The sequence below is a fragment of the Candidatus Thermodiscus eudorianus genome, assembly GCA_015521085.1.
GTDB lineage: Archaea > Thermoproteota > Thermoprotei_A > Sulfolobales > Acidilobaceae > Thermodiscus > Thermodiscus eudorianus.
Window position 1 is genome coordinate 32,913 of record WAOW01000002.1, and the last position, 23,681, is coordinate 56,593.

At 53.7% G+C, this 23,681-nt stretch carries 25 protein-coding genes and 1 tRNA gene; 15 read left to right on the forward strand and 11 right to left on the reverse strand.

Annotated features, from left to right (window positions below; genetic code table 11):
• Positions 1-63: 63 nt before the first annotated feature.
• The gene (locus tag F7C38_00785) at positions 64-1,347 is read right to left on the reverse strand and encodes a serine hydroxymethyltransferase (GenBank protein MCE4600089.1); all 1,284 of its coding nucleotides are present in this window, start codon (positions 1,345-1,347) and stop codon (positions 64-66) included.
• Positions 1,348-1,408: 61 nt separating this feature from the next.
• On the opposite strand from F7C38_00785, the gene F7C38_00790 reads away from it, so the two are divergent.
• The 7 genes from F7C38_00790 to F7C38_00820 all read left to right on the forward strand — a co-directional run bounded on the left by F7C38_00790 (position 1,409) and on the right by F7C38_00820 (position 7,943).
• Positions 1,409-2,233 (forward strand): aldo/keto reductase, encoded by an 825-nt coding sequence (locus F7C38_00790; GenBank protein MCE4600090.1) that lies wholly within the window; start codon positions 1,409-1,411, stop codon positions 2,231-2,233.
• 118 nt (positions 2,234-2,351) lie between these two features.
• On the forward strand, positions 2,352-2,747 hold the full coding sequence (locus F7C38_00795) for a hypothetical protein (GenBank protein ID MCE4600091.1): 396 nt from the start codon (positions 2,352-2,354) through the stop codon (positions 2,745-2,747).
• Positions 2,748-3,115: 368 nt separating this feature from the next.
• Entirely contained in the window at positions 3,116-4,333 is a 1,218-nt protein-coding gene (locus F7C38_00800; GenBank protein ID MCE4600092.1) for a hypothetical protein, read from the forward strand.
• A 373-nt stretch (positions 4,334-4,706) separates the two neighbouring features.
• On the forward strand, positions 4,707-5,291 hold the full coding sequence (gene hxlB, locus F7C38_00805) for a 6-phospho-3-hexuloisomerase (protein ID MCE4600093.1): 585 nt from the start codon (positions 4,707-4,709) through the stop codon (positions 5,289-5,291).
• Positions 5,272-6,228: a radical SAM protein gene (locus F7C38_00810; GenBank protein ID MCE4600094.1), complete on the forward strand. Its 957-nt coding sequence runs from the start codon at positions 5,272-5,274 to the stop codon at positions 6,226-6,228. Before hxlB ends, F7C38_00810 begins: the two co-directional genes overlap by 20 nt.
• On the forward strand, positions 6,197-7,048 hold the full coding sequence (locus tag F7C38_00815) for a hypothetical protein (GenBank protein MCE4600095.1): 852 nt from the start codon (positions 6,197-6,199) through the stop codon (positions 7,046-7,048). The genes F7C38_00810 and F7C38_00815 overlap by 32 nt, the downstream gene beginning before the upstream one ends.
• Positions 7,035-7,943, forward strand: coding sequence for a nucleotidyltransferase domain-containing protein (locus F7C38_00820; GenBank protein MCE4600096.1), 909 nt, complete (start codon positions 7,035-7,037; stop codon positions 7,941-7,943). The genes F7C38_00815 and F7C38_00820 overlap by 14 nt, the downstream gene beginning before the upstream one ends.
• On the opposite strand, the gene F7C38_00825 is transcribed toward F7C38_00820, so the two are convergent.
• On the reverse strand, positions 7,930-8,298 hold the full coding sequence (locus F7C38_00825) for a hypothetical protein (GenBank protein MCE4600097.1): 369 nt from the start codon (positions 8,296-8,298) through the stop codon (positions 7,930-7,932). The genes F7C38_00820 and F7C38_00825 overlap by 14 nt on opposite strands.
• A 121-nt stretch (positions 8,299-8,419) precedes the next feature.
• Between F7C38_00825 and F7C38_00830 the strand changes: the two genes are divergently transcribed.
• The gene (locus tag F7C38_00830; protein ID MCE4600098.1) at positions 8,420-8,674 is read left to right on the forward strand and encodes a hypothetical protein; all 255 of its coding nucleotides are present in this window, start codon (positions 8,420-8,422) and stop codon (positions 8,672-8,674) included.
• An 84-nt stretch (positions 8,675-8,758) separates the two neighbouring features.
• Here F7C38_00830 and F7C38_00835 read toward each other — a convergent pair whose 3' ends face one another.
• Together F7C38_00835 and F7C38_00840 are read right to left on the reverse strand one after the other, a co-directional pair.
• The gene (locus tag F7C38_00835; GenBank protein ID MCE4600099.1) at positions 8,759-9,247 is read right to left on the reverse strand and encodes a PadR family transcriptional regulator; all 489 of its coding nucleotides are present in this window, start codon (positions 9,245-9,247) and stop codon (positions 8,759-8,761) included.
• Positions 9,240-12,785 (reverse strand): MMPL family transporter, encoded by a 3,546-nt coding sequence (locus F7C38_00840; protein MCE4600100.1) that lies wholly within the window; start codon positions 12,783-12,785, stop codon positions 9,240-9,242. The genes F7C38_00835 and F7C38_00840 overlap by 8 nt, the downstream gene beginning before the upstream one ends.
• Before the next feature lie 93 nt (positions 12,786-12,878).
• Between F7C38_00840 and F7C38_00845 the strand changes: the two genes are divergently transcribed.
• Together F7C38_00845 and F7C38_00850 are read left to right on the forward strand one after the other, a co-directional pair.
• Complete coding sequence (locus F7C38_00845; GenBank protein ID MCE4600101.1) at positions 12,879-13,391, forward strand: magnesium-dependent phosphatase-1; 513 nt, start codon at positions 12,879-12,881, stop codon at positions 13,389-13,391.
• A gap of 65 nt (positions 13,392-13,456) precedes the next feature.
• Positions 13,457-14,884, forward strand: coding sequence for an aspartate aminotransferase family protein (locus F7C38_00850; GenBank protein MCE4600102.1), 1,428 nt, complete (start codon positions 13,457-13,459; stop codon positions 14,882-14,884).
• On the opposite strand, the gene F7C38_00855 is transcribed toward F7C38_00850, so the two are convergent.
• The 4 genes from F7C38_00855 to F7C38_00870 form a co-directional block, all read right to left on the reverse strand.
• Entirely contained in the window at positions 14,877-16,424 is a 1,548-nt protein-coding gene (locus F7C38_00855) for an FGGY-family carbohydrate kinase (protein ID MCE4600103.1), read from the reverse strand. The genes F7C38_00850 and F7C38_00855 overlap by 8 nt on opposite strands.
• Before the next feature lie 151 nt (positions 16,425-16,575).
• Positions 16,576-17,031, reverse strand: a complete 456-nt coding sequence (locus tag F7C38_00860) for a PIN domain-containing protein (protein ID MCE4600104.1) — start codon at positions 17,029-17,031, stop codon at positions 16,576-16,578.
• A complete protein-coding gene (locus F7C38_00865) occupies positions 17,004-17,264 on the reverse strand; it encodes an AbrB/MazE/SpoVT family DNA-binding domain-containing protein (GenBank protein ID MCE4600105.1) in 261 nt (86 codons plus the stop codon). Before F7C38_00865 ends, F7C38_00860 begins: the two co-directional genes overlap by 28 nt.
• A 192-nt stretch (positions 17,265-17,456) precedes the next feature.
• Positions 17,457-18,152 (reverse strand): CPBP family intramembrane metalloprotease, encoded by a 696-nt coding sequence (locus tag F7C38_00870; protein MCE4600106.1) that lies wholly within the window; start codon positions 18,150-18,152, stop codon positions 17,457-17,459.
• Between the two features lie 149 nt (positions 18,153-18,301).
• Here F7C38_00870 and F7C38_00875 point away from each other — a divergent pair, with 149 nt between their 5' ends.
• The 5 genes from F7C38_00875 (at position 18,302) to F7C38_00895 (ending at position 21,012) form a co-directional block, all read left to right on the forward strand.
• On the forward strand, positions 18,302-18,898 hold the full coding sequence (locus F7C38_00875; protein ID MCE4600107.1) for a hypothetical protein: 597 nt from the start codon (positions 18,302-18,304) through the stop codon (positions 18,896-18,898).
• Positions 18,895-19,212, forward strand: a complete 318-nt coding sequence (locus F7C38_00880; GenBank protein MCE4600108.1) for a helix-turn-helix domain-containing protein — start codon at positions 18,895-18,897, stop codon at positions 19,210-19,212. Before F7C38_00875 ends, F7C38_00880 begins: the two co-directional genes overlap by 4 nt.
• Positions 19,213-19,666: 454 nt before the next feature.
• A complete protein-coding gene (locus tag F7C38_00885; protein ID MCE4600109.1) occupies positions 19,667-19,846 on the forward strand; it encodes a hypothetical protein in 180 nt (59 codons plus the stop codon).
• A 519-nt stretch (positions 19,847-20,365) separates the two neighbouring features.
• Entirely contained in the window at positions 20,366-20,563 is a 198-nt protein-coding gene (locus F7C38_00890) for an antitoxin family protein (GenBank protein ID MCE4600110.1), read from the forward strand.
• Positions 20,554-21,012, forward strand: a complete 459-nt coding sequence (locus tag F7C38_00895; protein ID MCE4600111.1) for a PIN domain-containing protein — start codon at positions 20,554-20,556, stop codon at positions 21,010-21,012. The genes F7C38_00890 and F7C38_00895 overlap by 10 nt, the downstream gene beginning before the upstream one ends.
• Before the next feature lie 112 nt (positions 21,013-21,124).
• Here F7C38_00895 and F7C38_00900 read toward each other — a convergent pair.
• The 3 genes from F7C38_00900 to F7C38_00910 all read right to left on the reverse strand — a co-directional run bounded on the left by F7C38_00900 (position 21,125) and on the right by F7C38_00910 (position 23,640).
• Positions 21,125-21,202: transfer RNA gene (locus F7C38_00900), tRNA-Arg, on the reverse strand.
• A gap of 150 nt (positions 21,203-21,352) precedes the next feature.
• Positions 21,353-22,636, reverse strand: coding sequence for a hydroxymethylglutaryl-CoA reductase, degradative (locus F7C38_00905; GenBank protein ID MCE4600112.1), 1,284 nt, complete (start codon positions 22,634-22,636; stop codon positions 21,353-21,355).
• Positions 22,637-22,734: 98 nt separating this feature from the next.
• Entirely contained in the window at positions 22,735-23,640 is a 906-nt protein-coding gene (locus F7C38_00910; protein ID MCE4600113.1) for a metallophosphoesterase, read from the reverse strand.
• Positions 23,641-23,681 lie beyond the last annotated feature (41 nt).

The following is a 23,681-nucleotide window of genomic DNA, read 5'->3' on the forward strand; positions in this document are numbered from 1 at the left end:
CTGTCCGCGGGTCGGCGCGCACTTGTAAATGTGCCTTGCAAGCTTTATCTCGGTTCTGCCAGCCTAGTGAATGAGGTCTAGTATGGTCTCTACACTCCCTTCTATAGCGTAATGTACCTTCGTGTAGCCAGTCCTGAACTCGATCACATCATGTCTAACTCTAGCAGGATCCTCTTTCTTGATCAAGACTCTGGCCATCAGGCTGGCGATGGTCCTCATCTCATCCTTGCCCATGCCGAATCTAGTCATCTCCTGGACTCCCAGCCTAAGGCCGCTGGGGTCTTTGACGGCCTCTGGGGGATCCCATGGCAGGAGGTTCTTGTTCACGATTATATTGGCCTCCTCAAGTAGGATCGCTGCTTTAGCCCCACGGCCTAGATCCCTGACATCGATGAGAACCTGGTGGCTCCTGGTGTAGCCCTTGTCCTCCCCTACTACCTTAAATCCAAGTGCGGCTAGCTCCTCTGCTAGTGCTCTCGCATTGTTCACAACCCTTCTAGCATATTCCTCTCCGTAGATAGACATTTCGACCGCTGTCACAGCGGTAGCCGGTATCCTGTGCAGGTGGTGGTTGCTCACGAACCAGGGGAAGATTGTTTTGGAGACATTCTTGTACAGGTCTTTTTCGGTGAATGCAATTAACCCGCCCTGGGGGCCCGGGAAGGTCTTGTGTGTTGAGGCTGTCATCACGTCGGCTCCGTGGCTGAGTGGGTTCCTCCATACGCCACCGAATATGAGTCCGAACACGTGGGCTGCGTCATATACGAGTTTCGCCCCGACACTGTGTGCGGCGTTGGCTAGCTCCTTAACAGGGTGGGGGAACAGGTAGACGCTCCCCCCAAGCACTACGAATTTGGGCTCTTCTTTCTCTATGACTTTTATAGCTCCGTCGACGTCGACGTTCATATTCTCCTCGTCATAAGGCAGGTCTACCTGCTTTATACCCAGGGCTCCAACCGTGCCGAACTTCGTATGGCTCACATGGGCTCCCGCCTGTACCGGCGCTATAGCTGCCCTGTCGCCAGGCTCTGCTAGCACCCTGAATACGGCCGCGTTGGCGAGGGTCCCGCTAGTGGGTCTAAGCTCGACGCCTACAGCTCCGATTTTACTGGCTATGAAGTCTGCCGTCGCCACCTCCAACTCGTCAATGTATCTGGCTCCCTGGTAGTACCTCTTGAAGGGTTTCCCCTCGGCGTATCTATGCATGAAATCTGAAGTGTATGTTTTCAATGCTAGGGGGCTCATAACGTTCTCGCTAGCGATCAAATTGATTGATTCAAGGAGCCTCCACTTGTTCTGTAGGTTTGTCCTTGAGAGAACCAGATCCAGTAGCTCTCTGGGGTCCACAAGGGAGCACCGTGCTAACAATTATGAGCCTCAACGGGCTTTATATTAGAAGGTGGAGTGTATGCCGCTTTTCCCAATCGACACCAGCGATCGTAAGCCTGTCGGCCTGACGCGCGAGACCGTATCCGCCATAGGCATAGGTACGTGGGCTATAAGGAACCCGTCAAAGATGGTCGAAGCACTTGTATACGCGTTCACCCACGGAATAGACAACGTCGACACCGCCGAGATGTATGGTAGTGGCAGCGCCGAGAGAGTCGTAGGGGAAGCACTTAAACGGGTCGGTAGGGATAACGTGTTCATAACTACAAAGCTGTTACCATATAGGTTTAGATCCGAGGACCTGGCGGTAAAGGCAGCAAAGGCCAGCCTAGATAGACTCGGTGTAAACTATGTCGACCTGATTCTAATACACTGGCCCGACGATCTAGCTAGTATTGGGGAACAGGTCAGGAGCTTGGAGGCTTTAGCCGAGAGGGGGCTTACCAGGTATATCGGAGTAAGCAACTTTGACGCGAGGCTGCTGGAAGAGGCCCTTCAACACACAAGGAAATACGATATAGTAGTGGACCAGGTCCACTATAGTGTGCTCCATCGACACCCAGAGGTAGAACTTCTACCCTTAACTATCAAGAAGGGTGTACTCGTCCAAGCCTATACTCCTATAGAACGTGGAAGGGTAGCCGGTGTCGACTTGCTAGTTAAAATCGCCGAGAAGTATGGCAAGAGCCCCGTCCAGGTAGCCCTGAACTATCTAATATCGAGGCCGATGGTCATGGCAATCCCTAAGACTGAGCGTGTCGAGAGGGTTAAGGAGTTTATCGGGGCTATGGGTTGGAGGCTGGCTGCGAGTGATCTAGAGAATATAGAGAGATCCTTATATTAATTAATTTATTATTAAGATAACTAGTTTAATTTGGAGGTTTATATGGTGATACCTTGGTATACAGCGGGTGGCCTCTTATTTATGGTTCCCCACGTAATACATCCGGTTGGGGGTCCCAGTGGTACAACCTTCCCACCAGGAGAGACGGCTACCCAAGATCAAAGTGAGGCTCACAAGCACCTCAACCCTAGACCTAACCCTCGTGGCTTGGAGAGTCGCCGAGAGGTTATGGAAGAAGTATGGGATCGAAATAGATGTAGAGGATGAACCATACTACCTCGTAGATCCTCTCATGGGCGTGGGACACAGTACGGGTGGGATGCGTATAGTAGTAGAAGACGCCAATGGCGTGCCTCTGGCTTACGAGCTTAGCCTAACAGACTATGACGACCCGGTAGAGGGGCTAGAGCATATAGTACTGGGTATACTAACCCAGGGGGTCCCGGTTATAGGCGAGGACAGTATCGAGGTACTAGTTGAGAAGGACCACCTAGCGGGCCTAGCCATAGCCTAGGACCACCTGCTACTGACCTCGCGCCTAGCCGAGAGCCAATTAGCAGCGTGAGCCAATATATGGGAGAAGAGGTCTCCTGGCGTATAGAAGAGGCTATCACAGAAGGGACACTTGTAAAGGCCATTAACCTTGACTACCCGGATTATTGAGCCCTTATAGCTTACCGCAACCTCCTCTCTATCCTCTGGACGCATTAGAGGACCCTCGGTAAATCCAGATGCACCACATGCGGCGAAGCGATTTTAAATAATTCCCCCGGGCGCGTCGATGCCTAGAATATTATCTGGGTTGTCTAGCTTAATTAACTCCAGGAGGACAGGAATTCCCTGGAGGAGGCTATCGGGCTCCAAGGCCTTGGGGATGACGGATTGAACGTAGATCCGCTGGACGAGCTGAGAAGGCTTGGCTTTAAAGTCGAGTGTAGACCGGAACTCCTATCCAATGGAGCTAGGGATATCGTAGAGACGGGTCCCTGCCTATTTGAGGGACCCCTAGGCCCTATAAAGGTGAAGGGACTCCTAGTAATCACTGAGAAGCCAGATCCTGTCCTCCTGAAGGAAATAGCGCGGATACGGATATCAGAATCACGGCCCCTGGCAATAATAGTATCAAAGGATAACCCTGGAAAAGATGTTGAGGCGCTAGCCAGCACCCTAGGAATACTCGTCAGCACGCTCGAAGCCAAGCTGAAGACTCACAAGCCCTCAAAGGAATACACAGTCATACCCCAGCTAGATGATAGCGCTGCCAGGAGGATATTCGAAGGTAAGGTCAAGGGAAGCCTCCTTGGCCTCCTAGGAGGAGTTCTAGCCCCGAAGAAGGTAAGATTCATGGGGCTCAGGCTAGTCTACTTCCCCTTAAGGTGCTACGACCTCCTTATCCATAAACTCGATGAAGAGGCCGAGGCGCTAGAGAGCAGGAGATCCACCTTGTGCTTCGAGACCGCTACCGGCACATTAGTGGAGGCAAGGGACGGCGTGATTCGCCTGAGGGAGGAACTGGTTAGGCTAGGCGAGCTGGAGGATGAGGCGGTGAGGGTCATAGAGATAGTGTCGTCGATCGGCAAGGCCAGTTTAAGCGAGATAGCAGAGCACCTAGGCGACATAGAGAGGGCTAGGGTGACCACAGACGTCCTAGTAGAGCTGGGCCTCCTAGAGCCTGACTATGAGGGCCTGTTCCGCGTCACTGCACTACACCTAGAGGATTATGGGGACCCCATCGCCTACTACTCGGAGAGGAAACTACTCATCGAGGGGAAGCCAGCTAAATGCACTCGCCGCTTTGAGCCTGGATTCGAGCTCTCAAAGCTTGACCGGATAGTCAAGGCTTTTGGCCTAGTTGAGGCCGTCAGCACGGTCTACTATCCCCTCTATATAGGCGTGTTCAGAAAGTTCAAGAACGAGAGATACGTTGATGTAACCACGATAATCGACGCTGTAGTGGGAGAGAGGCTAGAGGACCTGGAAGAGGCCATAGCCGACAGTAACATGATATACCAGCTCGACATGATAGTCGAGGAGGTAACAGGCGAGGCTAGAACCAGAGAGCCCTGCCCCAAGGCAGAGACGCCAGCCGGCGACTCCTAAGAGAATTATAGAAGACTCCATAGTGCTCAGGGCTCAGAACCGGCTCGACCAGTTCACAGCCCAACCCTTGGGCTCCCAGTCGGGCTAAGGGTTCCTCATCGCCCAGAGTCTCTAGAGAAGCTCCAAGGCTTAAGTATCCGGGTGCCGTGTGAGAGGGGCATGTACCCCGCCTTACCGTTCCGCCGCCATCTTCATCCCCCAGGGGATAGGGGTCTCGGCGGACGTGAGACCGGCGGGGCCACTAAATACACTGTATAGTGTGGGGGCTCATACCTTTTACCCCGGTGCACGCTAATTACCGTCCTCATAAAAGTCTAGGAGCCCGGGGGACTTGGATTTGCCTGAATCACCCGCTGACGATGCGATTAGAGCTATGACCGAGATCGCCAGGTTTATAGAGGAAGCAGCCAAGGAAATCGACAAGGCCCAGGTAGATAGCCTAGTTGATCTGCTGATAGACGTCTACAGTAGACGGCCTCATAAGGTCCTTGTGATGGGCGCTGGGAGGAGCGGGCTGGTTGGGAGAGCGTTCGCCATGCGCCTACTCCACCTTGGCTTCAACGCCTATGTGCTGGGGGACACCATAGTACCGAGTATCAGTGAAGGAGACGTAGTGATAGCAATATCGGGCAGCGGTAAGACGAAGCTCATAGTGACTGCCGCTGAGGCGGCCAAGCAGGTGGGCGCCGTGGTAGTGGCTATAACCACCTATCCCGATAGCCCTCTGGGCAGGCTAGCCGATGTGGTCGTTAGGGTGCCTGGGAGGACGAAGCATAGCAAGCTAGACGACTACTTCGCTAGGCAGATCCTCGGAATCCACGAGCCCCTGGCCCCCCTGGGCACTCTATTCGAGGACACGACGCTAGTCTTCCTAGACGGCGTGATATACGCACTTATGAAGAGGCTAAAAGTCTCCGAGGAGGAAATGAGGAATAGACATGCGAACATCGAGCTCTAGAGGAGAAACCACTAGAGGGAGGGGCATACTAGCCCCATTCGACCCATGGAATAGCCCCCTCTGCACATGCCCATTCAAGCTATCGTTGAACCCCTACACCGGGTGCTCCTTCAAATGCCTATACTGCTACGCGACAGCCTACATAGGCCAACGCGACAGCACGCCTAAGAAGGACTTTCTGAGGAGGCTGAAACGGGAACTAGCCCGCTGGGACCCGAAGCTGCCGATCAACATGGGCACGAGCAGCGACCCCTATCCGCCAGAGGAGGCTGGCTACGGGCTGACGAGGACTGCCCTCGAACTACTAGTTGGCCTGGGTAGGAGAGTTCTCATAACCACCAAGGGCGTCCTCTACGCGCAGAGAGACCTAGACCTCATATCCAAGGGGAACGTCGCAGTCACCCCCACCATAACCCTGCTCGACCCTGGGCTCTCGCTGATTATTGAGCCTGGGGCTCCGCCTGCGGAGAAGAGGATAGACGCTGTCAGGAGGGCTGTAGGGGCGGGGGTCCCTGTTGGCGTGAGGATCGACCCCGTGATACCCTATGTAAACGATGACCCAGCTATGCTGGAAGACCTAGTCGAGAGGGTCGCCGAGGCGGGCGCCGTCTTCATAGTAACGTCGACCTATAAGGCTAGGCCCGATAACATGGCTAGGATGCGGGCTGCCCTAGGTAGCCTAGGAGAGCGCATATACAGGCTCTATCGGTCCAGGGGGGTTAGAGTGGGTGGATACACTTACCTGCCCGAGGAGGATAGGAAGAGGCTTCTAGAGCCCGTTGTAAAGGCGGCTAGGAGACTGGGCCTCCAGTACGCGCACTGCCGCGAGGGCTTCAGGGGGAGAGAATGGTTCAACGCGCCGAGCTGCGATGGGACGCATTTGATCCCGGAAAGGGTGGAGCCCCGTGCAGTACGCCTCGATGGCTGGCTACATTGACGGGGTAATTGTCGAGGCTAACGTAGCGGGCATGCCAGCCTTTTATCTCGTCAAGGGATACGCTCACCCAGAACACCACCTGGTAGTGCAACCCTATAGGTATCCGGACTGCAGGCGTAACCCCCCGGCCCACATTTACTATAACAGGTGCCTCGGAGTAGAGACTACCATGGTCCCCAGGGTGAGGATCCTAAGGACCATACGGCCGGAGGCAGCGGTGAAGGTGCTCCCAGAGAGGGTTAAGCCGCGGATCCAGGAGTTGATCGAGGTATTGGGCTTGGAGTGGTATGGCGTGACGGGCTCCTATGCGCTCAACTGCGAGGGTCCCTCAAGCGATGTAGACGTGTTGGGCCTCTACAGGCCTGGCTTGCTGGGCGCCCTATGGGACCTGGCTAGGGACGGGTTGATCCGGCAGTGCAAGCGCCGCGACGTGTTGGCTAAGAGGAGCAGAGGCCCGGGGGGCCTGGCTCTAGAGGCTTCCAGGATAGAAGAGAGCCTAGTTGACTCATGCTACAGAGGCCAGCCCTACACGCTCAGGCTGGTTACTAGCATCTGGGAGGAACCCTGTGATCGGGCCCTAATACCGTACGGCTATGTGGAGCTTGCTGGGTGGATGAAGCCCCTCGGAGAGCCCATAACGGTCCCGACGCGCTACCGGATAGATACAGGGTCGGCGACGGTTATCGTTGAAACGTGGCGGACCAGGTATCAGGAGATAAAAGAGGGCCGCTACAGGGTTAAAGGGTTGCTGAGGCTCGACGTGGCTAGTGGCGATCTAATCCTATGGCCCGATATGGGTGGGTGGATTGCTGAAGCCTAGCCCCCACTCCTCCCTTATAGTGACTAGAGACGGCTTAGTAGGCCAGGTAGTGGGGGTCCCTACCCCTCCAGGCTATCTGGCCATAATCCCCAAGTACGTCGAGTGCAAGGGTCCCTCCCCCTGGAGCTACAAGGATAGGATGCTCTGCAGGATAATCCCCTCTTATGGCCCCGAGGGCCTGGCTAGGGTTATGGAGGCCCTGCCCGGTAGGTGGAGGAGGGACCCTCTCTACGGGACCCTCATGCCTTATGTCGCCGATGACGAGGTGCTATTATTTATCCATCCTAGAGATGCCCTGGCCAGGCTCATCGCCTCGACCCCTGTTGAGTCTGCCGGCGTGGTGGAGGCTGTATATGAGATCGTAGAGGAGTCAGGCGTCTCCGCCGGGGAACTCGGGTTAACGGGTAGCCACGCTCTGGGCGCGCCCCATAGCGGTTCCGACATAGACCTGGTAGTCTACGGCGTCGAGGGCGTTGTAAAGGTCTACGATTACTTTAGGGGGATTAGGAGGGGTCCCTCAAGGGAGGTCCTGGAGGGCCTTGAGGTACATCCCACCCTGGATATCTCCTGGAGGAGGAGTCGGGTAGGGGGGTTTAGAGTCACTTGGGTCGGCGCGCCAATATACTGGCATTGCCCCCCGCTTTCACACTACTACAGAGTTGAGGGTCCCTCGCACCGCTACAGTATTAGGGCGTGCGTGGAGCCCGGCCAGACGAGAGCTCTACTCTACCCGCCCTGCGTCGAGGCGGGAGACTACTGGATAGTGTCCTACGAGTATAATCTTGGAGGATTATTCTATGAGGGAGGGTGCTTTGAGTTGAGGACCATGGGCACTGGAGATGGGGTATTGTATCTGGGGATTAGAGAGTACCCGGGCCTGGTTAGAAGGCTCTAGCCTCCTCGCTGGGGGCCACTCCTAGCGCCTCTAGGGCTTCTAATAGCCTGGCCCTTCTCTCTTCTTGGTTCTCGGCGGCGAGACATGCCTCTATGACCTTGGCCAGGACCCTGTAGAGCGTCGCTATCTCGTTTGCCTGGTGCTTTACCTTGGAGTCTAGCACCTTTACTGTTGCGTTCGTTGAGTCTAGGAGTAGCTCTATCACGGTCAGGAGCTCGTCGATATCGCCGTGGTGATGATGGTGATGCTCGTGTTCATGTCCGTGCCTCTCTGAGACTTCCTCTACTACCTTCTCTATGTCCTCCTTCTTCTTCGGCAACGTCATCCTCTTCTTCCGCTTCCTCTGCTCGGCCAATCCCCATCAATCCCCTGAACGCGTCCTTTACCTCATACGCTGGTTTTAGAGGGGTATTAACCATTATTTTATACGCACCGCCCTTACACCGACAGGATAGATAGAAGAGGGCGACTCTGGGATGGGGGATGAGAAGCTACTGAACCCGCGGATAATAGAGTTAGAGGGTAAAGCCCAGATAGGCATGGTGGAACACGTCGAACTTGTGGACTGCGAGAAACCCAGTGGCTGGAAGAAGCTCAGGGCGAAGCTCATAGACGGTTCTATCGAGGAGACAGGCTGTATGGAGCCCGATGCCGCTAAGAGAAACTACATGGTCTTCGTACTATACGCTAGGAAATGGGGCAAGGTGGTTAATACAGGCGAGCCAGAGTAGAGGTCCGTATCACGGCGTGCCGATGATGAATGGTATTACCGCTTAGCCTGGTACGGGGCGGTGAAGAGCAGGCCAGCCTGAGGCTCACGATCCTCGATCCTCCTCTCCACAGATCTTATTGGCCTCCTCGATCTTCTTGAGATAGGTCTCTGCACTCTCCTTGATCCTACGCAGGCTTTCGACGATGGAGGCGGGGACACAGTCCGCGAGGGTCCCCTTCAGCTTAGCTTCGAGTACTCGCCTGGCCTCCGTGGCTATGGCGTAGACGTTGTTCATTATCTCGTAGAAGAGGTTCAACTCCTGTAGCAGATACTCCATCCCCTTCCTGGTGAGCTTGTAGACCTTCCGGGCCCTCCCCTTCTCTACAACCAGTTCCTCCTCGACGAGTCCCTCCTTGCTGAGATCGTGGAGCACGGGGTATATGCTCCCCGGGCTAGGCTTTATCGCGCCCGCGGTCACCTCCTGGATCTTCTTGGATAGGTCGTAGCCGTGGCTGGGGGCTATGGCTAGGATTGCTAGTATGAGGAAGCGTATGCGGTATTTGAAGGGGTCCCTCCTCTCCTGGTCATTCACTAGTCTGCACACCCCTAGGGTGTTTCGGCCACCACGACGCCCTACCTAGGAGGGCTATTAGCGGCGGTGTTAATATTAGGCTCGCATTGACGCCTGCTAGCAGTACCCCGAATATGAGTGCTGTGCCCATCATACTGAGGCCTGGACTGGAGGCTAGCGCCAGGCCCACATAGGCTCCAGCCATTATCGCCGCTAGCCCTAGCACTGTCGGCGTGCCTAGCGCTATAGAGTCGGCTACTCCCTCTCGCGAGCAGTCTCTTGTACACTCCTCCCTAGCCCTGGCTATGTAGAAGCTGTTATAGTCCATCCCAACCCCCAGTATCGCCGTGAACACGATTACGGGCAGATACCACATCACCTCCTCCCCGAGTAGGTCCTGGAATAGGAGGATCGTGAGCGCGCTTCCAGCGTATGCAGCTATAACCACCGCCAGTATCGCTGATAGCGCTGTTACAACGCCGCCATAGGCTGCTAGGAATGTGAGGAACATCAGCGTGAGCGCTACCGGGTACACTCTGTGGTAGAACCTGTCGTTTATTAGGTTCTGCAGGTCCAGGTTAACTGCAGCCATACCACCTACCAGGCTCTCGGGGTCTATTGTGTGGGCTTTCTCTCTCAGGGTCTTCGCGCACTCCACTCCCTCCTTACTCATAGGGTAGACGCTCATGACGACCTTAACCACCCTGTCCTGGTATGCGTCTTCTACCTCGGCTTTGGCGACGCATGACAGGTCCTTGACGCCGGCTCGTATCTCGCCCGCTTTCTCCTTGCTTGACGCGACGATGTAGACCGGATATAGTACTCCGGCGTCGTAGTTGGTGTTTATATAGTCGAGGGCTCTCCGGGCCTCAGAGTCTCTGGGCAGGTTTATCGCGAAGTCATAGCCGCCGGTGAAGCCAGTCATGACGACGCCGGCGAATACCGCCAGTATCACAGCGATAGACAGTGGCGCTAGGGGCTTTGACGCTATGAACTTTCCAACACCCTTGAACCGGGGTTCCCTGTTGGCCGAGGCGACTGGGTGTCTCGGCCACCAGAACCATCTAGTCTCTCCAACGTATGCTAGTAGTGCCGGGATGAAGGTTATGCTGGCTATCATCACCGAGAATATGGTTAGTGGCACGTTCGACCCTATGCTCGATATGAAGGGGAAGTCCCATGCCAGCATCATGCTGCCGAACCCTATCATAGCCGTCGTGGCCCCTGCCAGCACGGGCCTGAGGGATTTCCTGTAGGCCTCGACCGCGGCCTCCCTGCTGTTTAGGCCTTGCGCGGCGGCTTCACGGAACCTCCTAGCCACATAGGCGGCGTAGTCTATGCCTAGGCCCAGGCCGGTCGTGAACATTATCGTCCTGCTATGGGTGGTTACATCCACTACGCCGTACTTGCCGAGTAGGTAGGCTAGGGCTAGGCTGAGTACTAGCCCGAAGCCGATCCCTATGAAGGGTAGGAATACTGCTGCTATGCTCTCCATGATCAAGCCCAGTATGATTATGACGAACACCATGCTTAGCTTATCGCTCTTCTCTATGTCCCGCTGGGCGGCCTCTCGTATCTCGTAGGACATGTACTCGTTACCGTCTAGCAGCACCTTTACATTGTTGTACCCGGCGTCCTTTAGCCCCTCCAGTACACGCGTCTTAATGTGCTCTGCTGTAGAGGCTTTTTCGGCCAGGCTGTCCCCCTCGATGTTTACTCCTATGAGGAACCCGTTGCCTCCTCTCTCAACCAACACGCCCTCGATCTTATCCATCACGTCATCGAATGCCTTGGCGACGGTTTTGTTGACTAGGTCCTCTAGTGCATCGTCATAGCTAAGCCTGCCCTCTACGATCATGACTGCATAGCTGGCTAGGATCTCGGCTTCATTCCTGGTAATGTTATGGCCTTGACGGGCCGCGATCTCCGCCAGTATTTCGGGCGCCTCCTTGAGGATCGTCTCGTTATCGGCTCCGAGGAGGTTTCTCTCCCAGAGCGGGTCGACGAATGAAGCGATCCTGGGCCCAGCCTTTCTGGATAGGAGGAGCTTCGTAGCAACGTATGAGGCCTCGTCTAGGGACTTTGTTTTAACTAGTGTTTCTACTTTGTCGTTAGAGAGCTCGATTTGCGCCGATTCCAGGGTTAATATGGCGGCAACTCCGTACTTTTGGGGTCTCTCTAGGACTCCGGAGGCGTTTGGATCGTACTCTAAGAGTGCGTTTACTAGGAGGGTTTTGAATGGCTCTGGGATCTCTATACCCTTGCTCCTCGCATATTCGATGACGGTTTCAACCGCGTAGCTAGCTGCCTTCTCCCTGGTGAAGGCTCCCTCTACGACATCGCCTGCTATTTTCTCTGCTATAGCTTTATTGACTCCCCGACTCTCTAGGAACCCAGTCAGTATAGAGGGTATGGTTTTGTTGGTCACGGTACAGTTTGACTTTACTATCGAGTTCACCGTGTAGTTAGCTAGCTCCACGGCCTGCGGGGGTAACTGGCTTAATATGGAGGCTCCTATCTGCTTGCCTAGAAGGGGCTTGAGGGATTCCATAGTCTGGCTCAGCAGGGCTAGTAGTTGCAACTGCCCTGTTGCCGTGTCTGGCGCGCCTAGAATAATGCTTCTATGGTCTTGCATCCCCGCGACGGTAGCCTTCCATATAGCGGCGGTCGCATTATATAATGCCTGGGCTTCTCTCGGTGTCCCTGCAGACTGTAGTCCCTGCCACGCCAGCTCCGCCGCTAGGTCTGCCGCCAGCGTGTTGTTGAAGTTTGAGGGACCCCCGTTTGCCAGGGTTGCATTGTAGACCGCGTAGATTATGCCGGGGTTTAGGGGACCTGCCTGTGTTATGTTGCTGGCCTTGACTACAATGGATACGTCGGCCTCGTCGATCGGGGGATTCGTGTAGGCGTCTGTTAGCTTTTCCAGGAGGGCTTCGGATCGGATTACATCGTAGTAGGTCTTCATTACTACGGGGAGGAATACGTTGCACGACAAGTTCAGGGACCCGGATATCCTCTCTACTAGGGGGAGTCCGGCTTGCAGGCCTGTCCCGGCGTTCCAGTAGCCCTGGTACGCCCTATCGGAGGCCTCTAGCAGGCCTGCAGTCTGGTTTATCCCGGCCCTCAGCTTGCTGTAGGTCTGTGAGGTAGCTAGTAGCCCCTCGACTGCTTGGACCGACATGTTTAGCCCTTTATCGAGGCCCTTAGCCGACTGGGCCTCTATGTTCTCGACTATGTCTATCCACGATGAGAAGCTAGCGTTACTGTACTCCTCTTTCAGGCCGTTGTACCATGGTTTCAGCTTGTGGTAGCTGTCCACGTTAACTGGAACCCCTGAGACTACTAGCATGAAGCCCGGAGCGGCCGCGGTTTTGTTTCCAACTCTGAGCTTCGCCATCTCATTCTCTGCCTTTATGCTCTCCGAGGTGGGTGGTAGGAACTCCTCCTCGCTGGTCTTTACTATATCGTTTATAGAGGCTGCCAGCGGGCCTGCTATGATTACCACGATCAGCCATACCGCTATTATGGTCCACGGCCTCTTCCTTATGACGCCCTCCAACACATATCAACACCCGAGCTATGTCAGACACCGATCTATTATTTATAGTTGCCTATTTACACCCGGGGGCATGTTCCATAGATGGTGCCGGCCGTGGAAAGGGTATGGTTGCTGTTCCTGGACCTCGACGGCACGCTCTGGGATCACAAGGACATATCCTCTCTCACCCCACCTTTCAAGAGGATAAATGATGAAGTGATAGTTGATAGTAGGGGGGTTGAGGTTAACCTCTACGGGGATATGGTCAAGCTGTTGAAGTGGGCCAAGGAGAGAGGGGCTATAGTATCGTCGCTGAGCTGGAACGATCCCCGCAAGGCGCTGGAAGCCCTAAAGGCCTTCAACCTACTAGGTCTATTCGACTACCATGCCATAGAGGTGCATCCGAACAAGGGGGAATACGCCAGCAGGGTCGTTGACACGGTAGAGTCTAGGCTTGGAGTGAAGCTTAGGGGGTGTCAGATAGTCTATATAGACGATAGAGACATACACTTGGACAATGTTAAGAGGCACTTGGGCGAGATAATCTTTCTAAGAGCGTGGGTTGACTTCAAAGACTACAACGAGGCTAGGAGGATTATAGAGGAGAGGCTATGCCTAGACACCTAGGGCATGATCCCGGAAACCTTTATTCCCTGCTCTCCTACACGAGTTGAACCACGGGGGCGAACCACTTGTCCTTACCCAAGTCGGCTAGGGATCCAAAACTAGTCCTAGACATGCTATCCAGGATGGCGGTCCGCGATCTAGACCCCTGGTCCGGGAGAATGTTTGGCCACGTCTATGACACGGGGCTTAAGGAGCTGAGAGAGGCTGCAAGGAAAGCTTTCGAGATGTTCCAGGACAAGACTATGCTCGACTTCACAGTCTATCCAAGCGTCTTGGACCTGGAGAGACAGGTAGTCCGGATGAGTGCCTCGCTCGTCAATGGCGGCGACGAGGTTGTAGGCGCATTCACCTACGGAGGGACCGAGAGCATAATGCTAGCCGTCAAGGCCGCCAGGGACTACTTCAAGAGTAGAGCAGGCGGTGGGACCCCGACCATGATCCTCCCGGTCACGGGTCACCCCGCCTTTGTTAAAGCTGCAGAGTATCTGGGTCTCCGGGTTGTCAGGGCGCCTGTGGACGGCGAATCGTATAGGGTCGACGTAGAGGCCGTTAAGGAGATGGTGTCCAGGGATACGGCCATAATAGTGGCGTCAGCGCCCAACTATCCGATGGGCGTGATCGACGATATAGAAGCGTTGAGCGACCTGGCTATGGACAAGGGAGTCTGGCTACACGTCGATGCCTGCATAGGCGGCTTCCTACTGCCATTCCTCAGGGATGCCGGCGATAACGTGCCGCCCTTCGGCTTCGAGCTCCCGGGAGTGGCGTCGCTCTCAATGGACCTCCACAAGTACGGTTATGCACCTCGCGGCGCCTCGGTCGTGCTCTATAGGGGCGAGGACCGTAGGCTGAGGCACATCTTTGTAAATGCCAGCTGGCCCGGGTATCCGATAGTGAACATGGCAGTCCTATCAACAAGGTCAGCTGGCCCCCTGGCGGCGTCATGGCTTGTATTGAATTCCCTAGGGTATGAGGGCTACCTCGACCTCGCTAGGAAGGTGCTCGCGGCCCGGGAGGCCATTAGACGCGGTGTGACCAGCCTTGGGTTCAGCGTGTTGGGCGATCCTCATAGCGGCATCCTAGCGTTCTCCACGGGAGAGATATCTCCTACTAGGCTGGCAGTAGCCATGGCCCGTAGGAAATGGTACATACAGGTGCAGCCAGGCTCCAGGCCTCTAGGCCTGCCTAGGAGCATACACCTAACCATAAGCCCCGTCCATCACGGCATTGTGGACGAGTTCCTCAGAGACCTCGCCAGCGCTAAGGAGGAGGCTCTAGGCCTCGATATGCCCTCAGACGAGGAACTCGATCAGCTGGCCGCTATTATAGAGTCCTCTAAGCCCGAAGAGGTCCTCGCCATGCTAGGGCTCGGCGAAGGAGGAGGCAGCCTCGATGAGAGCGTGTTGTCTCTAGTCGACGAGCTAATCTACAGGCTCAACCCAGGCACTGTCGAGGCATTGCTTAGGCTCGCCGTGAGCAGGCTGTTCAGGTAGCCTGGTGCCTGTTTATCTCCCTGAACAACTTTTTGTTCCTTGAATAAAGCTCTCTATAGTGCTTGAACAACTCGTCATAGACCTTTGAATATTCCCCACTCGGTCTATAAACTCTATCATACTCGAATCGGGAAACCGCTTCCCTCACAGAGTCGTAGATGCCTATGCTGACCGCGGCCAGTGCAGCCGCTCCCCTCAGCCCAGCATCTTGAGGGTCCCTTAGCCTCTTCACAGGCCTCTTTAGGGCGCTGGCTAGGGACAAGCACCACTCGTCGAAGAGGGTCCCTCCTCCTATCGCGGCCAGGTACTCCTGGGGGCCAACTAGCTTCTCAAAGTACCCGTAGGCCCACTTCATGTTTAAGACAACGCCATCCACTATAGCCCTTATAACATCCTCTCTCCCCGTTTCAAGAGATATATTGAAGAGGATTCCCCTGAGGCTGGGCTCATCGACGGGAGAGCGCTCGCCGTAGAGCCACGGCGCAAACATTACTCCAGCCCCGCCAGGCTTCACCTCGCCTAGCGCCTCTTCAACTAGGTCGTACCTGCCCTCGACGCCGGAGATCTTCATGAACCACTCCAGGGCTCCCGCGGCCACTTCCTGCTCCGCCACCACGAAGTAGTATTGTGGGATGGCGCTCAGTATAGACCCGATATAGTGGGATATGTCCAGCAGTCTCCTAGAGCTGTGGGCGGCGATCCAGTCGCTAGTCCCAATGTAGACGTGAGCCTCACCCTCCCCTACGGCGCCTGAGCCGACGCCCGCCGCCGTCATATCACCTGCACCCACGACCACTGGGATCCCGGGATCCAGGCCTAGATCCCTAGCCGCATCACCCTTCAACCGCCCAGCTATCGCAGTACTATCCAGTATCTCGGGGAGCTTCTCGCCCGGGATACCGTACTCTCTGAGCAGGCCGGGATGCCATCTGGCAACCCTATCCCTCGTATCAGCCAGCCACGTCAGGCTGGCCTCGTCGTGGCTTGTAACGTACCTTCCAGTAGCCCTGGCGATCAAGTAGCCCTTAATGTCGAGGAACTTGTAGGCCCGCTCGAAGACCTCACCCTCATTATCCCTTATCCAGTGGAGCTTGGAGATGGGATCCTTACCCGTCTTCCCGGGAGCCCCTCCGGTTATCCTCAAGAGCCTCAGGAGCTTGAACAGGTTATACCCCTGTACCCGGGGGAACCCCCTCCACAGCTCCCTGGGATAGCCGGCACCCCTCTCGTCAAGCCATATAATAGCCTTCCTAAGAGGCCGGCCCCTGGAATCCACCGGCACGACCCCAGCCATGTGGGCAGTATAGACTAGGGCGGCAGGCTTCAAACCCGAGCTATCAACAAGCTCCCTAGACAGCTCTGCTATATCACTCCACAAAACCTCCACATCTTGCTCAGCCCACCCACGACGCGGATACTCGATGACGGACGGCTTCGACGCCCGAGCCACAACCCTAAACCCGTCAACCTCTACCAGCGCCACCTTCAAGCTAGTAGTACCCACATCAACCGCGAGGACGGTCTTTAGGCCCCTCGGCAACCCAGCTGACCTCTATACTAACCTGGATAATGATGATAGTTATAGCGGTTATCTCTATCCCACATTAACAGGGTTCCAGCCGGTCTATAACTACCTAAACATTATCTCATCTTCTCATCTAGGATGTGCCTGGGGAGGCACTAGCAGGCTCTTACCAGATAACGGTCGCTCCCAGCTTCCGAGCAACATAAGATAAGTCTGTGTCCCCTGTTACAATCGGCGCGCCGCTACTTACAGCTATGGCTATCGTCGTAGCGTCCGCTACCGATAGTTTCCTTCGCTTAAGACTGGGATCCTTTGACGCTCTCAATAGTTTATCTCCTATGAGTTTTACATTCGACGCCTTCAATGCAATGTTCAAGTCTAGGACTGTAATTGTGAAGTACCTGTTTATGAATTCCAGCAGTTCCTCTTCATCTCTGAAGGGCAACCTGCCTCTCTTCCAGTGATAGGCCAGCTCATATACGATTAAGTAGTGAAGCATGCCCTTGATAGTGCCTTTCCTCACTTTTTCTAGAACCTCGGTCACTCCGCTGGGCGCTTGCCCGGTTAGGTCTGCTATTATAGCATACGTATCCACTACGACCTTCCTAATCTCTTCAGCCAAAACTCCTCAGCCTCGTCAAGCTCCCTCTCAGCCTCGTCAATATCTACCCTCAGCTTCCTGCCCCGCTCTCTCAATTCGCTCCATAAGTCTCTAGTTTTCAAAATGATCGTGTCACCCTCCACTCTTAAGTCGAGGATCATGCCCTCGCTTATTCCAAGCTTCTCTCGTATCTTCTTCGGTATAACTATAACGCCACGCTTACCAACGCGAATCATGGCTCGGAGCTTAGCCACTTGGAATACACCCTGTTATCTTCTGAGGGAAACCATTGTCAGTCAGACTTAATTTATCTTCAGTAGCAATGATCAAAGTAGATCTTATGGCGTTGAAACTCCTGGCGTTCAACGATGATCTTTCGGAGGATACCATACCCATAGTTATCCCCAGCATCGCTATATCGGAACTAAATCTATGATGTAGGCATCTCATACTCTCCCTTGGCTGGCTACGGGAGGGCTATTTAATAGACGAAACACTAGTGACCCGATATTCATCGCGGAATGACTGACAACGACCGGGATTAGCGAGGCCGTCATCACTCTTAAATAGCCCAGTAAAATGCCTACTAGGAACACCTCTACCAGGAGGAGTTTTCTCCTATTCAGCGGTCCTATGTGGACAATCGCGAACAACAGGGCAGGTAGCAGAATAGTAACGGAGAGAGGCTCGTGGGATTCCATTAAGTAACCCTCAGCCAGGCCTCTAAACAAGGTCTCCTCGCCTAGCGGAGCAAGAAGCACTAGTGAGAGCAAAGCCAGTGCTTTATCCTCCTCAAGCGCCTCACTCGATATCGGAGCTACCTCGTCTCCCTGAACTAGACGGGCGCTCACATAGTTTACTAGAACAGATATAACTAGGAAAACACTGAAAGAATATAAACCAATAACTAGGACTCCCCTGTCAACATAGTACGAAACCACGCCTTCTATGCCTGCTAGATAAGCTGCAATGAGTGATAGGACTAGAAACATCACCTGAGTAAATGTCCCAGCTACAAGCTTCTCTCTAGGACCCTGCGAGAGCCTAGTCCCAAGGGCTGCTCCAATTACTGCTGAGGGAAAGAATACTACAAGCCATAGAATGACGTCATAAACGATCTTCACTACCAGGCTAAGTGCCACCACGAACCCGCCTCGTCCTTCGCCGAGTCGCTTAGATTAAGCGCTGGGGACTCGGAGAAAAGATAGCTAGGAAGTTTGCTATACAAACAACGTCATTGACCTAAAAAGCCTTGTAGGAGGCTAGCCCTATAGGCTGAGGGGTTTCCCGGGTGTCCTCGATAAAGGATTTCGAAGAAGCCTTGAAGATTGTAGAGAAGCACTTGGATTTCGCCCGGCTCGTCTATCGAAGCCTACCCTTCGTGTTCTGGGCAGGCGTCATACCACTACTGTATATCGTCACGTCCTTCGTGCCGGGCGTGGGGAAGCAGACGGCGCTAGGCCTGGGCATAGGTGCTGGTCTAGCTCTTTGGTTTCTCCTAGAGGAGAGTACTGCGTATAGGGTTCTTGAGAGGCTTGATGCTGTTCTAGGTAGAGAGGTTAGGAGCCCGACGCTCTATACGGTATCGCAGATGGCATCATGGATTATTGGAGCGGTTATAGCCTACGCCTCTCTGAGGCTAGGGCTCCCGGAGCCTGCCTGGCCCCTAGTATTCTTCGGCACAGGCATGGGCTTGCTCATGGCCGTGGATAAGGTCTTTAGAGGCGGATATGATAAGGAAATGGCTGTAGCGTGCGTTCTACCCCTACTATCCGTCTTCATAATGAGTAGGTCACCGTTGCCAGGAGAAGACTTCGCGGTAATGATCGCATCCTCCAGCCTCGCTCTCACCGGACTCCTATACCTAAGGAGGGCATTTAGGGGTTGAAGGAATGCAGAGAACCCAGCGACCTAGGCGAAATAACTAAGAGCCCTCTGGGAAACCCAGTGCGACTAGCCATAGCCCTCTACCTCCTACCAAGACAAGCCGCATACTTCTCCACAATAGCAAAAGCACTAGGGCTCTCCCCGGGGAACCTGCGGCACCACCTAAACGTGATGCTGCAACACGATCTTATAGAGGAGAAGTACGTTATAGAAGAGCGGCCGAGAAAGCTCATAATCCTTACTATGAAAGGGGCAAGGGAGCTAAACAAGGTACTCGTTGCCTTCAACAAGCTGTTCTCAAGTGGTCAAGGTTGACAGAGCAGAGCGGCAGGGAATGCAAGGTCAATGGACGAAGCTCTTGGAGGCCAGTACAAGTAGTCTTTCAACTAAGCTTGAGCCATAATTGTATTCGGGCCAGAGAAGATTTTCAGCGTATACTCTGTGTCCCCTGTTATTTTCCCCGACCGCACTAGACTTGCAACTGAAGAACTAAGTGTTACGGTAACAAAATCACGCTCTAACAGTAGGAGGCATGGGGCGGCTAGTATTGGCGGGCGTCTGTGAGTTCTTGGGGCTTAACTCGCTTTCCCCAAGACTTGACGGGTCACGTTTAATGAGCTATAGGTACATAATTATAACTAGTATGTAGTTAGTTATGTAGTATTTGTATTACGGCGGCTATCGTTGAGTGTAGTGGTTAGCTTTAGGATCCCTAGGAGGCTTAAGAAGAGGATGGAGAAGGCTCAAGCACATTAACTGGAGCGAGGTGGTGAGGAGGGCTATAGAGCAGGTGGTGATAGTGGAGGAGGCCAGGCTCCGTGGGAAGGATAGGGCTAGGATAGCCTGGGCCTCGCTCAAGATTGACGAGCTGAGACGTAGAGTAGAGGAATGGAGTAGCGTGGAGGAGCTCAGGAGATGGAGGGAGATTACTCGGCGACAACAGTTATGATAGTGATGAGGAAGGGCCTAACCATCCACGACGCCTCCCTACGTAGTCCTAGCTCTTAGCAAACAAGCAATCCTCTACACGGCAGACGAAAGACTACTCAAGAAAATCACAGACCTAGGTATAAGGAAACACACCCGCGAATACAAACTACTATAACAAGTATCTCTAAGTTTGAAGTGTTGAAGTATCAAACCTGTCTATACCGACTTATCTATAGAGATACTATTACATTTTATATTTATAATAAATTATCATAATTAAAACATTTAATATTACCATTGTCTTAGCTTTCTATAGCATTCTCTGTGGAAAATGGCGGGCCCGCCGGGATTTGAACCCGGGACCTCCGGCTCCGCAGGCCGAGGCAATAAATACTTAGGTTGCACTAGTTCATGAGGAAATGCAACATATACTTCAGCATGATAATTCGCCTTGAATCCTAAGTCCGAATAAGAATGCAACATCACAGGAGTAAAGGCTTAGAGCCTCTAATTACAACGAATATGGTGGGGGTCTGGGTTGTCTAAGGTAGTTCGTGTTAGGTATGAGAAGGGTGTGCTTAAGCCGCTGGAGCCTCTTGACTTGGAGGAGGGTGAAGAGGCTTTTATCACGATAAAGCGTGATATTAGAAGAGTACTAAAGAAGTATCGTGGTGCTCTCGGGAGATCCTCGATCAAGGAGTTGTTAGAGCTTGAGGAGGAGGCTCATTGGCAGTAGATCGAGCCTATATCGATACAAGCCTCATACTAGCAATACTCCTTGAAACAGAGAAGAGCAACATGGCTCAGCAGGTTCTAGAGGCTTACAGTGAATACGAATTCATAATTTCTGGTACAGCGGTTAACGAAGCCCTCTACGTTGCCACCTACGAGTACTATAGGCAGAAAGGAGAAATTAAAGGAAGATACAGCTTGAGGAAATTAATCACAAAGAAGGGTTATCCAAAAGAGGTTCTAGACACGATAAACTCTTTCTTGAAAGATCTAGATATAAAAATAATAAACGACTACTTTGAATACAACGAGTATCTCAGAATATTACGAGAATACAAACTCCTACCAAACGATGCACAAATAGCACTAACCTGCAGACACAATGCTATCAGAACCATCCTTACATTCGACGAGGACTTCAAAAGAGTACCATGGCTGAAAGTAATCCCCTAAACTAGTGACGACGACGTGATTGATTATCAGACCTGCAAGGTCCTTAGCGCAGCTTCACAGCCCGGTCATTGATACACTATGCCCGGGCTTAGTGAAGATTTAGGTGTGTTTGTGGCGGGCCCGCCGGGATTTGAACCCGGGACCTCCGGCTCCGCAGGCCGGCGCTCTCTCCTGGCTGAGCTACGGGCCCTCTCTCATGTCCGTTATTTCGACCGTGTAATGCGGGGATTTAAGGGATGCCGGTTGCAGTATGTGCTCTCACGGTGGAGTTGTCTCAGCGAACTGCCTGGAGACCGGTTTTGTAGGGATGTTTGTGTTGGGGTCCTGCTTTGTGGTGGGGCTAGATCTCCTCTCCCTTGGCTAGTTTCTCGACGAGTTCCTTTGCATAGTCGTATCGTACTTTGCCGTCTCGGATCATTTTCCCGGCTACTTTATCGATAAGGTCTCCCATCGCGCCGGCCATTACGGCTAGGTTTTTGGCGTGGAGCTTCATGTGTCCTCTCTGGATGCCTTCGGTGACTAGGGCTCGGAGTGCTGCTAGGTTCTGGGCTAGGCCGACTGCGGCCATTACCTCGGCTAGGCCTCTGGCTGTATTAACGCCCATTATCTTGAGAGCTAGCTGGGCTATGGGGTGTACCTTGACAGCCCCGCCGACTATGCCTACTTGTAGGGGCATTTCGAGGCTGCCCACCAGGTCTCCCTCCTCGTCGATCTCCCAGTGGCTTAGGGGCTTGTAGACGCCAGTCCTTGCGGCGTAGGCGTGCGCCCCAGCCTCGATAGCCCTGTGGTCCTGTGCGGTGGCTAGGGCTACCGCTATGACGCCGTTCATTACGCCCTTGTTGTGGGTTGCAGCCCTATAGGGGTCGGCCTCCGCGAGTATGCTGGCCCACTCTATCCTCTCAGCCACATCCCTGCCTCCAACATTCTCAGGGCTGGTCTTCGCCCATGCCCTGGCAAGCCTGTAGACGGCGTTGTTAGTTATGATCCTCATCATGACCCTGCCCTTCGTGATCCTTTCTAGGAGTGGGGCTATCGCCTCGACCATGGTGTTCACAGCGTTGGCCCCCATAGCGTCTAACACGTCAACTACTAGGTGGGCTATTAACGCGGGACCTCTAGGCGTGTCTACTATCCTAACTTCTAGGTCCCTGGCTCCTCCTCCGAGCTTTACTAGCACGGGGTCCTGTTGGTTTGCATGGTCCAGTATCTCCTCCTTGTGCTCGATTATCTTGAGGGCCTTGTAGTGGGGGCTGGCGACGTCTACTATGTGGACCTGGCCTATCATGAACTGCTTGTCCGCGACAGCCCTTATCCCATCGTTATCCCTGAGCATCTTGGCGGCATTACTGGCGGCCGCAACCACACTTGACTCCTCTATGACCATTGGTACGAGCACGTCCCTCCCATTGATCTTGAAGTTCGTGGCTATTGCGAAAGGATAGGTCATCCCGCCAATCACGTTCTCGATCATCGCATCAGCTATCTTCGGATCCAGGTTCCCAAACCTGCGTAGGAGCTCCTTCTCCTCAGCAGTCATCCCGGTGAGGTTGGCTACGGTTTCAAGCCTGTCCTCTATACTCTTCTTATAGAATCCGGGCAGCCTAGATGTGAATCCCTCAGGCATAATAGTACACCGTATAGTCACTCGACAGGCTCCGATATAAATCGCTCACGAAATCATATAAAATAACTAAAAGTAATAAAATTTTTAATAATAGAAGGTCAGAGCATCCTTACCCCTTCACGGCCAAGAACCAACACCTCCACAGAGCCCTCACGGTACGGATACGAGTTCGCATAAGTCACTCCCTCCACCCTCTGTATCCACGACTTGCTTCGCCGGTGCAAATGACCGTAAACCACGGTTTCCACACCATACTCCCGCACAGGGCCCTCCAGTCGGATAGACCCTGCATAGGCTAGGTCGAAATCCCTCTCATCACCATAAGATGCCACGAGTTCCCTCCTGGGAACGTGATGGTACACAATTATCTTCCTAGAACCTGCTGGAACAGCCTCCAACTGAGCCTTCACCCTATTAACATTGATCTCAACATACTCTTCATTGCTCATAGGCAACTTGACGTAAAGACAGTCCCTCCTCCACCATTCCGGGCAGAGCCACAACTGCCCCCTCTCGCATAGCTCTAGTTGGCGCAGGCTAACTCCAAAGGGGTTGCAGTTCTCGAAGTCCACTCTACTATAACCCTGAGGTGCAAGCGTATAATCATACCAGCCGGTAGCCCCCACTATATACACGTCGTTTATTTCGAGCGGCTCTTCACCCAGGCCAAGAACCTTAACTCCATGCTCCTCTAGGAAGCTGGCGAGCTGCTCAACCTGCCTTATACTATCAACTCCCTTACTCCTGGCCCTCCTGGAGAGGTAGTGCTCGTGATTACCCATGACGACTGCGACTCTCTTAAACCCGATTTTATTTATAAGCCTGAGAAACTTCCTCACCAGGTTATAGTGGGGTATGTCTAGGAAGTCTCCCGCAAGTAACAGTAAATCGGGCCTGACACTCGATGCCTTCACTAGCACGTCGAGAGCCCGGGGATTCGGATAGTGGAGATCCCCTACTACTGCAACGAGCACCATGCCCAGGGCATACCCTTTGTATAGCAAAGTCCACCGCTATTATATTACAAGGTGCGATACCCTTATCA

Bases quoted from the DNA above. Each gene is read 5' to 3' on its own strand.
- hxlB (MCE4600093.1), top strand. From the start codon at position 4,707: ATGACCGAGATCGCCAGGTTTATAGAGGAAGCAGCCAAGGAAATCGAC.
- F7C38_00905 (MCE4600112.1), bottom strand. From the start codon at position 22,636: ATGCCTGAGGGATTCACATCTAGGCTGCCCGGATTCTATAAGAAGAGT.
- F7C38_00810 (MCE4600094.1), top strand. From the start codon at position 5,272: ATGCGAACATCGAGCTCTAGAGGAGAAACCACTAGAGGGAGGGGCATA.
- F7C38_00830 (MCE4600098.1), top strand. From the start codon at position 8,420: ATGGGGGATGAGAAGCTACTGAACCCGCGGATAATAGAGTTAGAGGGT.
- F7C38_00790 (MCE4600090.1), top strand. From the start codon at position 1,409: ATGCCGCTTTTCCCAATCGACACCAGCGATCGTAAGCCTGTCGGCCTG.